This is a genomic window from Nonomuraea sp. NPDC005983, from assembly GCF_040614375.1.
Classification (GTDB): Bacteria; Actinomycetota; Actinomycetes; order Streptosporangiales; family Streptosporangiaceae; genus Nonomuraea.
Genome location: NZ_JBEXUP010000217.1, coordinates 1 through 11183 on the forward strand (window position 1 = coordinate 1; position 11183 = coordinate 11183).

At 71.4% G+C, this 11183-nt stretch carries 8 protein-coding genes; 5 read left to right on the forward strand and 3 right to left on the reverse strand.

Annotation, left to right across the window (positions count from 1 at the left end):
* Together ABZ297_RS44400 and ABZ297_RS44405 are read right to left on the reverse strand one after the other, a co-directional pair.
* Positions 1–1342, reverse strand: a 1342-nt coding sequence (locus tag ABZ297_RS44400; protein ID WP_355359814.1) for an FGGY family carbohydrate kinase, incomplete at its 3' end; no start/stop codon positions are given.
* Between the two features lie 39 nt (positions 1343–1381).
* On the reverse strand, positions 1382–2818 hold the full coding sequence (locus tag ABZ297_RS44405) for an MFS transporter (RefSeq protein ID WP_355359817.1): 1437 nt from the start codon (positions 2816–2818) through the stop codon (positions 1382–1384).
* Between the two features lie 194 nt (positions 2819–3012).
* Between ABZ297_RS44405 and ABZ297_RS44410 the strand changes: the two genes are divergently transcribed.
* The 4 genes from ABZ297_RS44410 to ABZ297_RS44425 all read left to right on the forward strand — a co-directional run bounded on the left by ABZ297_RS44410 (position 3013) and on the right by ABZ297_RS44425 (position 6977).
* A complete protein-coding gene (locus ABZ297_RS44410) occupies positions 3013–3306 on the forward strand; it encodes a putative quinol monooxygenase (RefSeq protein WP_355359820.1) in 294 nt (97 codons plus the stop codon).
* Between the two features lie 74 nt (positions 3307–3380).
* Complete coding sequence (locus ABZ297_RS44415; protein WP_355359823.1) at positions 3381–4187, forward strand: MerR family DNA-binding transcriptional regulator; 807 nt, start codon at positions 3381–3383, stop codon at positions 4185–4187.
* A gap of 212 nt (positions 4188–4399) precedes the next feature.
* The gene (locus tag ABZ297_RS44420) at positions 4400–5200 is read left to right on the forward strand and encodes an alpha/beta hydrolase (RefSeq protein ID WP_355359826.1); all 801 of its coding nucleotides are present in this window, start codon (positions 4400–4402) and stop codon (positions 5198–5200) included.
* A gap of 100 nt (positions 5201–5300) precedes the next feature.
* Positions 5301–6977 carry a hypothetical protein gene (locus tag ABZ297_RS44425; RefSeq protein WP_355359828.1) on the forward strand — a complete coding sequence of 559 codons (1677 nt, stop codon included), beginning with the start codon at positions 5301–5303 and terminating at the stop codon, positions 6975–6977.
* Here the strand turns inward: ABZ297_RS44425 and ABZ297_RS44430 are convergent.
* On the reverse strand, positions 6967–10410 hold the full coding sequence (locus ABZ297_RS44430) for an indolepyruvate ferredoxin oxidoreductase family protein (protein WP_355359831.1): 3444 nt from the start codon (positions 10408–10410) through the stop codon (positions 6967–6969). The two genes, ABZ297_RS44425 and ABZ297_RS44430, sit on opposite strands and share 11 nt — an antisense overlap.
* Positions 10411–10569: 159 nt before the next feature.
* Between ABZ297_RS44430 and ABZ297_RS44435 the strand changes: the two genes are divergently transcribed.
* A complete protein-coding gene (locus tag ABZ297_RS44435) occupies positions 10570–11064 on the forward strand; it encodes an Lrp/AsnC family transcriptional regulator (protein ID WP_355359834.1) in 495 nt (164 codons plus the stop codon).
* The last annotated feature ends 119 nt before the right edge of the window (positions 11065–11183 follow it).

The following is an 11183-nucleotide window of genomic DNA, read 5'->3' on the forward strand; positions in this document are numbered from 1 at the left end:
GCGGTCGTGCACGCCGGCCAGCTCGGGCAGCCTGGCCACGTCCACCAGCGCGGACAAGGTCGGCCTGGCTGGACATCAGCACGTCGCTGGTGGCCAGCCCGCCGCCGCAGAACAGGTCGGTGACCGGCCTGCCCAGGACCTCCTCGACGCCTTCCAGCAGGTCGCACACCGAATGCGCGAAGCCCTCGAGGATGCCGCGGGCCAGTTCCGCCCGGGTCGTGGACAGGCTGAGCCCGGTGAGGATGCCGCCGGCCTCCGGCGACCAGACCGGAGTCCGCATCCCCGCCAGGGCGGGGACGAACTTCACCCGCGTCGGCCCGGTGTACTCGCGGGCCAGTTCGGCCAGCCGGCTCGGCGACTCGAACAGCCCGATCTCCTCGCACAGCCAGCGCATCGCCGAGCCGGTCGTCGGGGCGTACCCCTCCACGCTGAACACGGACGCGCCCTGCGAGCGCCAGCCGACCAGCGTGAGCACCCCGGGTACCCGGCGGCGGTGGACGGGCGGCCGATCGCCCGCGACGGCGTCGAGGAACGTGCCCGTCCCGTGGACGCACATGGCCTGACCTGGCCGGTGGGCGCCGAGCGCGATCATGGCGGCGTGCTGGTCGCCCATGACGGACAGGATGGGCAGCCGCACGCCGAGGGCCGACGGGTCGGTGACGCCGAAGTCGCCGTCGTCGTCGACGATCCGCGGCAGCAGGTCACGCGGGCAGCCCAGGAAGCGCACCCAGGGCTCGTGCCAGTCGCCCGTCCGCAGGTCGTAGGCGCCCAGGGCCACGGCGTTCGTGGCGGACATGACCTGGCGGGCTCCCCCGGTGAGCTTCCAGACCAGCCAGGTGTCGATCGAGCCGAAGGCCAGCCTGCCCGCGTCGTGCGCCCGGGCGGCGGCCTCGTTGCGGACGATCTCCTCCGCCGCCCACAGCAGCGGTGCCCGGGAGCCGACCGGCCGGCCGGTGTGCTCGGCGAGGTGCGCGTCCCAGTCGCTCTCCCACTCCCGCAGCCGCGCGGCGTACCTGCGGTCCTGCCACACCACGGCCTGGCTGAGCGGCGAGCCGGTCACCGTGTCCCACAGCAGCACCGTGGCGCGCTGCGTGGAGATCGACACTCCCGTGAGCTCCACCTGGTGCGCGGACGCCCAGTCCAGCACCTCACGGCAGACCCGCAGGGTGTTCGCCCAGATCTCCGCGCCGTCCTGCTGCACACGCAGGTGGTCCGGCGAGCGGACCGAGATGGGCAGGTACGCGGGGGGCGTCGTGCTGCCGTCGTCGAGGACGACGGCGGCACGCGTTCCCGTGGTTCCCTCATCGATGCTGAGCACGCCTCGACGGCGTTGCCTGGTCATCCGCGAAGGTCCTTTCATCGTGTCCGAACGGGACACCGGTCAGGCCGACACCGGCCGGCGTTCCTGGAGGCGGATCGGCTCCGCTTCCAGGTTCACCGCGACGCGGGTCGGGTCCCACTTGATCGCCACGCAGGTGAGCAGGCCGACCAGCGGCACCACCGACAGCAGCATCAGGCTGTTACCGACCCCGATACCCGCCTGGAGCTGCGGGAACAGGTAGAGGCCCGCGACCGATCCGAGGCTGCCGAGCATGCCGGTCACGCCGGTGCCCAGCGTGCGGATGTCGCTGCGGTACGACAGCGCCGCGATCGACTTGCCGTTGGGGCCGGGGCCCGCGGAGTGGAAGAAGATGAACAGCGCCGGCAGGAGCGCGGCCAGCCCGAGGGGCAGCTGCTTGAAGGTCGCGCCCATGATCAGCAGCGCGACGAACACCACGGCGTACCCGGTCATCGAGCTGACCCGCAGGCCCAGCCGGCGGCCGGCCTGGACGGACAGGCAGCCGCCGATGATGCCGACGGCGTTGAACGCCATGGAGCCCAGGGTCGCCTTCTCGAACTCCTTGCCGAACAGCTCGAGGCTGATCACCGGCAGGTACCAGCCCACGGCGAAGTACTGCATGGCCTGGGTGAGCGAGATCGTGGTCGACAGCACGGTGCGGGGCAGGTAGGGGCGGCGGAAGAGGACGCCCGCGTCCCGCAGCCCGACCTTGTGCCTGGACGCGCCCGACTGATCGGTCTCCGGCTGCCCTTCCTGGGCGGTGAACCCGTACATCCGGCGCAGGTTCACCACGGACTCCCCCAGCCTGCCCTTGGACGCCAGCCAGGTGGGGCTCTCGACCAGGAAGGCCAGCTGCAGGATCAGCAGGATCACCGCGAAGACGGCCGAGGAGCCGACGGACCAGCGCCAGATGTCGGTGCCGGTGTCCAGCTTGTAGAACACGAGGGTGAGCAGGAGGTTCGTGGTCGTGGCGGTGTACCAGACGCCCTGCCAGAAGTTGAGCCTGCCCTTGAGCGCGGCCGGGGTGTACTCGGCGAGCAGCGCCATCGCCACCGCGAAGTCGATGCCGTAGGCGATGCCCACCAGGGCCCGGCCGGCGAAGACGGTCGGGAAGTCCGAACCGGCCGCGGTCAGCAGCGCGCCGATCGCGAAGACGACCTTCGTCATCAGCAGCGGCCTGACCCGGCCGATCCGCGCGGCGAGCCAGCCGCCGAAGGGGTTGGAGACGATCGCGATCGCCGGGGCCATCGCGGTGAGCACGCCGACCTGGGTGGGCGACAGGTCCAGCTGCTTGACCATCGGGGACAGGCCGGCCCCCAGCGCCGCGTTGGAGTAGGCGTCCAGGAAGAGTCCCGCCAGGGCGAGGAACCAGACGCCGTTGGCCCGGCCGCTCAGGCTCTTGAGGGTGTCGATGAGGTCGGCCGCGTCTCCCGCGCCGCGGATGACCGCCGTTCTCGTGTTCGCAGGGCCGTCGTTCATGCCCGCCGCCTTTCGGGGGGTTGGAACCCTTGCCAGCGGTACGGGAACGACTGAAGGCACAGACGAAGACCACTGACAGGGGTGTCTTCGTCTGTGCCTGTCGGTTAACGGGACGTTAAGCGGGGCCAATCCAATATGTCAAGCACCGTGCTGAGATGTGACAGTGCGCGGCCTTCGTCCTAGAGTCACCGGCCATGACCTATGTCGTGCAAGCCGTGTGGACCGCCCGCGACGGCGAGGAGAACGCCGTCGCCGACGTCATCCGGCGCATCACCCCGCTGTCCCGTCAGGAGCCGGGCAATCTCGTCTACCGGGCCCACGTCTCCGCCGAGGACCCGCGACGGTTCCTGATCTACGAGGAGTACACCGACGCCGCCGCGTTCCAGGCGCACCGCGCGTCCGAGCACTTCCAGAAGCACGTCGTCGGCGACTGCCTGGCCCGCCTCGCCTCCCGTGAGATCACCGTCTACGAGCCGCTCGGTCCCTGACCCCCGCGTGCCCGGCGGCGTTTTTTTCGCCGCGAGGTGGAACCTGCCCCAGGGGGAGGTCCCACACTGGGCGCATGATGAACATCGGTGAGTTCGCGGAGCTGACAGGTCTGACTCCGAAGGCGTTGCGCCTCTACGACGAGCAGGGCCTGCTCTCGCCCGCGTCGGTGGACCCGTGGTCGCGGCACCGCCGCTACGCCGCCGCGCAGTTCGAGCAGGCGCTCAGGCTGAAGGGCGCCCGCGCCGCCGATCTGCCTCTGGCCGAGGCGCCCGCGCTGCTCAGGGACGCCGAGAGCGCCGCCGCGGTGCTGGCGGCGCACCGCGCCAGACTGGCCGCCGAGCGGGAACGCCAGGACGCCGCGCTCGACGTCCTGGACCAGTTGCTGGCCGAGCGGGTGACGTGGCAGACCGAGGTGCGACAGGCGGCGGCGCAGCACTGGGCGGGGGTGATCCTGTCGCCTGACGACGACGACGAGCGGGCCAACGAGGTGTTCGCCGACCTCTGGCGTCGCCTCACGGCCGCGGGGAATCCGCCGACCGGGGCGTTCTGGACGACGATCAGGGCCGAGCCGGGCAGCGACACCGCGATCCAGGTGGTCTGCTGCTGGCCGGTGGCCGAGCTGCCGCCTGCCGACTGGAACGTGGAGTCCGGCAGCGTGGAGTCCGGCACTGTGGAGCCCGGCCCGGAGATGGTGATCCGCTGGCGCTTCGAGCAGGACGTCGCCGTGGTCGACGGAGCCGCGCACCCCGCGGTGCTGGCGTTGCTGGCCGCCGCCGAGGCCGAGGGCGCGAGCGTGTCGCTCGCCCAGGTGCGCCAGATCGGCCTGCTCGATCAGGGCGTCCCGGTGGGCATGGAGGTGGCCGTCCGGCTGACGGACTGACGCGGTCGGCGCCCTCCTCCCGGGCCCAGGCGGTTGCCAGAGCAGTTCGCGGGCGGCCGCGAACACCTCGTCCGCGTGCGCCTCTCACGGATGCGCGCCACCGAGATCCGTCACGGAAGCGATCAACTGCCCAGGTCGGGAACCCTATTTTTTGCGCACCGTTGCCTCCTTAGCAGCGCTAAGCTAGCCTTAGCGCTGCTAAGGAGGTCGGCATGCTCATCACCACAGCGCCCGACGGCACCGAGGTACGCGCCACAGACGAGGGCCAGGGGCCGGCCGTGCTGATCCTGCATCCCGGGCTGGACGACGGCCGCTCCTGGGAGAAGGTGGCGGCCCGGCTCACGGCGCGGCACCGGGTCGTACGCCTGCACCGGCGGCAGTACCGGCAGGACCTGCCCGGCCCCGCGACGATCCCGCAGGAGGCCGAGCACGTGCTCGCCGTCGCGCGGGAGATCGAGCCCCCGATCCTGCTCGTCGGCCACTCCTCCGGCGCGGTGGTCGCCCTGGAGTCGCTGGTCGCCGCGCCGGGGACGTTCTCCGGCGCCGTCCTCTACGAACCGCCCGTCGTGATCGGCGACCCGCTCGGCGGCCCCGGCGGCGAGATCAACGTCCGCGCCCGGCAGGCCATCGCCGCCGGCCGCCCGGGCCGGGCGTTACGGATCTTCATCCGGGACACCGTCCGGCTCCCGGCGTGGGTGGCCTTCCTGGCCGGCGTGTTCGCCGCCGTCAGCCCGTGGCTGCGCCCGCTCGTCCCGCACCAGATCGACGACAACGAGGCGCTGGACCGGCTCGGCGTCCGCCTCGACGCCTACGCCGGGATTCAGGCCCCGGTGCTGCTGCTCGGCGGCGATCGCAGCCCCGCCCACCTGGGTGAACGCCTCGACGCGCTGGCCCGCGTGCTCCCCCGCGCCGAGCGGGTGGTGCTGCACGGTCAGGGGCACAGCGCCCACGCGTCGGCGCCGGGCGAGGTCGCCGCCGTCATCGAGCGCTTCGCGGCCACGTTCGAAGGCTGACCGGGTCTGGCCCGAGGGGCCGCCCCGTGATCCCTTCAAGCAGTTCCGCTGTCAACCGACCGGTTATGAATCGTCAATCCGAGCCCGCCACCGTCGGCTCATGCCCTCGAGAACCCTGGCGGCCCTGACGGTCGCCGTGATGCTCACAGCGACCGCGTGCTCGGACACCGAGGACAGCGGCGGCAAAGCAGAGCTGACCCACGGAACGGCCATAGACGACGCCCCCACGGGGAAGCTCATCGCCGACAGCGGCTTCCGACCCGAGACCGACGGTTTCGGGTTCGAGAACTACGGCGGCGGGGACGAGACCAACCTGACCTCCCAGGAGGTCCACAACCTGTTCGGCGACGCCGTCTGCATCGACGCGGAAACCGAGTCCTGCGAGCTCATCCCGCAGGCCGAGGCGTGGATGGAGCACACCAACAAGTCCATGGACGGCGGCCATTGCTACGGCATGTCGCTGACCAGCCTCCAGATGTGGAAACAGACGCTCAACGCCTCGGACTACGGCGCCGACACCACCCCGGAACTGGCGAAGGAGGACAACCAGCCCCTCCAGAGCGTCATCGCCCAGAACTTCGCCACTCAGTACGGCGCCAGCGTGAAGCAGCAAATGATCAAGGGCACGCCCAGCCAGATCGTCGACCGGCTCATCCAAGCCTGGTCCGCCGAGGAGAAGGAGGGCATGTCGCTCGGCTTCTACAAACGCGACGGCTCCGGCGGCCACGAGATCACGCCCTACGCGATCGAGAAGGCCGGCGACAATCAGGTCAATATCCTCGTGTACGACAACAACTATCCGAGCGTCACGCAGAAGGTCAGGGTTGATCTGACGCGCGACACCTGGGAGTACAAAACCACCACCAAACCGGGCGAACCCGTCGACCTCTATGAGGGCGACGCCGAAACCGGCACCCTGGAACTGACCCCTGTCAAGGCCGTCGCCGAGACCCAGCCCTGCTCCTTCTGCGGCAGGAACGACGACGGCGAGCAGAGCGGCAAGGGCTCCGTCAAGGGCGGACCGGCCGCCGACACCAAGCTCGTCTACCTGGACGGCGACGCCGCCAACCACCCGCACTTGCTCCTGACCGACGACGCCGGCCACAGAACCGGCTACGTCGACGGCAAACTGGTGAACGAGATCCCCGGCGCCGCAGTCAGCAAGCCCAAGGGCGGCAAACCCGGCGACGACCCCGAACCCGAGTACACCATTCCCGGCGGCAACCACTTCACCATCACCGTGGACGGCGGCCACCTGACCAAGGACGTGAAGGACGTCCAGGTGGGCATCCTCTACGACGCCTTCGACGTCGCCGGGGAGCAGATCCAGCTCCGCAAGGGAGCCAAGGACGTCTTCGACGTCAGCGCCGACATGAGCAAGTTCAGCTACACCGCCAGCGACACGGTCTCCCCCGTCGTCCACTTCGGCGCCAGCATCTCCGACGACGAGTACCTCACCTTCAACGTCTCCAACTCCGCCGACGTCGCCGGTAGCACGATGAGCGCCGAACTTCCCCTGGACGGCAAGCGCTTCGGCCGCTTCATCCTGGACACCAGCAAGGTCAAGGGCGACAGCGCAGCCTATGGCATCGAGGTCATCTACCAGGACAAGAAGGACGAGATCCGGTTCACCACGGACGACGTGGAGATGAACACCGGCGCCAAGGCCGCCGTCCGCTGGGACAAGGTGGATGAGAAGCGGCCGTACATGCCCCTGCTGGTTCAGGATGGGGGCGGGCGGACTTGGAGCAAGCTCGAACCGGTGGTCAACGAGTGACGGCGGGCTCGTCCAGGCGAGCGAGCGCGGCGGCGGCGCGCTCGCGGAACTCGGCGACGCGGGCGAGCTTGATGTCCTCGTAGCCGCGGACCAGGTCGGGCAGGGCCGCGATGGCGGTGACGTCGTCGGCGGTGGCGGGGGTGAGCCGGGTCAGAGCGTCACGCATGAGGGCGCGGTACTCGCCCACGAGTTCGCGCTCGACCTTGCGCACCCTGGCGTAGCCGAACACGTCGAGCGCGGTGCCGCGCAGGCCGCGGGCCGCGCGCAGCCCGCGGAACAGCACGCCTGCCGAGCGGCGCAGCTTGATCTTGCGCTTCATGCCCAGGGCCCGCAGCAGCGGCGGGTGCAGCAGCACCGAGACGACGGCGTCCCGGCCGAACTCATGCTCGCGCCTGGCCTGCTCCTCCGGGTCGAGGTGCAGGCGGGCGACCTCGTACTCGTCCTTGTAGGCCATGAGCTTGTGCAGCCCGCGGGCGTAGGCGAGCGCGACGCCCGCGCCGGCCTCCTCCCCCGCGCGCTCGGCCGCGACGGCGGCCACGTGGCGCACGTCCTCGGCGTACGAGCGGGCGTAGGCCGCGTTCTGGTAGCCGGTGAGGTCGGCGATCCGGACGGCGAGCGCCTCCTCCAGCGTGCCGCCTCCGGTACGCGGGGCAGGAGGGGCCACGGCGCGCAGCACGGCGTCGCGGTCCAGGACGGCGGCGCGGCCCCAGCGGAAGGCGGCCAGGTTCTGCTCGACGGCCGCCTTGTTGAGCCGGATCGCCTGCTCGATGGCCGCTGCCGAGACCGGGACGCAGCCGTGCTGGTAGGCCGCGCCGACGAGCAGCATGTTCGCGGCCATGTGGTCGGCGAACAGGGCTTCGGCCAGGCCCTGCGCGTCGAGGTAGATGTTGTCGTCCGCTCTGGTGGCCGACTCGACGCGGACGATCGCGTCGGCGGGTGAGCCGGGCATGGCGGCGCGGCCGGTCACCATGGCGGCGGTGGGCACGACGGCGGTGTTGACCACGGCGACCGTGTGTTCCGGCGAGGCGACGGCCAGGTTGCCGTCCGCGGCGGCGCCGAGCAGGTCGAAGCCGATCAGCACGTCGGTGGTGCCGTCCGAGGCGCGCACCGAGCCGCTGACCGGGCTCGGGGCGATGCGGACGTCGCTGACGACGGGCCCGCCCTTCTGGGCCAGCCCGGTCTGCTCCAGCCCGGCCGCGTGCAGGCCGTCGAGGTGGGCCGCCATCTGCAGGATCTGTGAGACGGTGACGACGCCGGTGCCGCCGATGCCGGGCATCCGCATCAGCACCTCCCTGCCGGGGAACCTGGCGACGGGGTCGGTGAGCGCCACCGGCAGCGCCGGAACCGGCCTGGCCTGCCGCTGTCCCGGCTCGACCAGCAGGAACGAGGGGCAGTCGCCCTTGAGGCAGCTCAGGTCGGAGTTGCAGGACGGCTGGTGGATGCGGGTCTTGCGGCCGAACTCGGTCTCGACCGGCTGCACCGACAGGCACGTGGAAACGTCCCCGCAGTCGCCGCAGCCCTCGCAGACGCGCTCGTTGACCACGACCTTCTGCACCGGGGTGGGCAGCTTGCCACGCTTGCGCAGTCGTCGCTCCTCGGCGGCGCACCGGTCGTCGTGGATCAGCACGGTCACCCCGTCGAGTGCGGCCAGTTCCTTCTCGGCGGCGGGGAGGTCGTCGCGGTGCCGGACGGTGGCGATCGGCGCGAGCTGGACGCCCCGGTAGGTCTCCGGCTCGGGCGTGGTGATCACGATGCGGCGCACCCCTTCGACGGCCAGCGCGTGCGTCAGCGCGGGGACGTCGAGACGGCCCTCGGCCCGCTGGCCGCCGGTCATCGCCACAGCGTCGTTGTAGAGCAGCTTGTAGGTGATCGACACGCCGGCGGCGACGGCCGCGCGGACGGCCAGGGACCCGGAGTGGTGGAAGGTGCCGTCGCCGAGGTTCTGCACGAAGTGTGGGTCGCCGGTGAAGGGGGCCAGGCCGATCCACTGGGCGCCCTCGCCGCCCATCTGGGTGATGCCGACCTGGGTGCCCCGCCCGTTGCCGTCCAGGGCGATCATGGCGTGGCAGCCGATGCCGACGCCGACCAGCGTGCTGTCGTCGGTGCGGGTGGAGGCGTTGTGCGGGCAGCCCGAGCAGAAGTACGGCGTGCGCGCGGCGACCAGCGGGAGCATCCGGCGCGCCGGCTTGTTCGCCGGCATGCTCGTCGGCATCGCGGGCGACAGACGGACGGGCTGCCGGGGCAGCCTGTCGGGGCCGAGGCAGGTGGCGAGCGCCTTGGCCACGTCCTCGGCGCCGAGGGTTCCGCGCGCGGTGAGCAGGTCCCTGCCGGCCACGGCGGGGGCGCGCTCGCCGCCGTAGAGCGCCTGCTTGAGCTGCCCCTCCAGGAACGGCACCTTGTCCTCCACGACGAGCACCCGGTCCAGGTCCGCGGTCATGGCGGCCAGGTCGTCGTGCGCGAGGGGGAACGGCATGGCGAGCCTGATGAGCCTGAGCCCGAGCGCGTCCATGGCCGCCTCGTCCAGGCCGAGGTCCGCCAGCGCGCGCCGGACCACCGCGTACGTGGTGCCCGAGGCGAGGACGCCGAGGCTCGCCCGCGGGGAGTCGGCCATCACCCGGTTCAGCCCGTGCGCGCGGGCGTAGGCGCGGGCCAGGTCGAGCCGGCGGGTCAGCATGTCGTGCTCGGCGTCCAGCGAGGCCGGGCCGACCAGGACGGGGGACGCGCCGCGGTCGGCGTGGTCCGGCGCCGGGACGCCGTCGCGCAGCGGGCCGAGGTCGACGGTGGCAGAGGCGTCCGCGATGTCGGCGACGATCTTCAGGCCGGTCCACAGGCCGGTGGCCCGTGACAGGGCCACCGCGTGCAGCCCGAACTCGATGATCTCCCCCACCGAGCCGGGCGCGAGCAGCGGCATGGACAGGCTCTGGCACATCGGCTCGCACGAGCTGGGCACGGTCGAGGACTTGCTGCCGGGGTCGTCGCCGATCCAGGCCACCGCGCCGCCGAGCGCCGCGGTGCCCGCCACGTTGCCGTGCCGGATGGCGTCGGCGGCCCGGTCCAGGCCGGGGTTCTTGCCGTACCAGAAGCCGGTCACCCCGTCGTGCCGCCGGCCAGGGACCTGGCCGAGCAGCTGCGTCCCGGCCACCGCGGTGGCGGCGAGCTCCTCGTTCAGCCCCGGCTGGAACACCACGCCCGCCGGGTCGAGGAACCGCGCGGCCCGCCCCATCTCCAGGTCGACCCCGCCCAGCGGCGAGCCCTGGTAGCCGGAGACGAAGACCCGCGTGTTCAGGCCGCGTTCCTGGTCGAGGCGGCGCTGCTCCAGTGTCAGGCGGACCAGGGCCTGGATGCCCGAGATCAGCACCTTGCCGCTGGTGGCCGTGTACTTGTCGTCGAGCGACACAGTGACGGGAGTGACAGTGGCGGGAGTCACGCTCACGCGAACCTCCTGGCTTCCTCGTGCGTGGGGAGTCCAAGCACAGCAACGCGACCAGCGGGTGCGCAAGTATCGACCGAGAAAGCCGCAAAAAGACGCAAACATTTGTACTGAGCAAGCCTTTTGGCTTATGTTCTTTGCGTCGAAAGAGGTGCATCTCACATGCCGGACGTTGACGACATCGACCACCAGGTGCTGCGCCTCCTGCGCGAGGACGGGCGTAGGACCTTCTCTGAGATGGCCGACCGCATCGGGCTGTCGGTGGCCGCCGTCAAACGGCGCGTGGACCGGCTCAGGGACATCGGCGTGATCACCGGCTTCTCGGTGCAGATCGACTACGCCAAGCTCGGCTGGGGCATCGAGGCGTTCACCGAGCTGCGCTACCCCGGCACGACGCCGGTCAGCGAGATCGTCCGCACCGCGACGGACGTGGCCGAGGTGCAGGCCGTTTACACCATCGCGGGCGACCCCGACGCGCTCATCCACGTCCGCGTCCGCGACCTCGGCCACCTCCAGCTGGTCATCGACCGGCTGCGCCGCGCCGGCGACGTCACCGGCACCAAGACGCTGCTGGTGCTCGGCTCGTGGACCCGCGACGCGATCCGGTCGGCCGACCTCCACGGACTCGGGGCGGACCCGGGGCCGACGGGGCCCTGACCCACGGCCGCGGGGGGGGGGGGTCCACGGCGGCCGGCGGCGGGGGCTGTCCCAACACCTGGCGGGCGGGGGGGCGCACGGAGAACCACCCGGCGGCGTACAGCTTTGAGTGTGGCAAC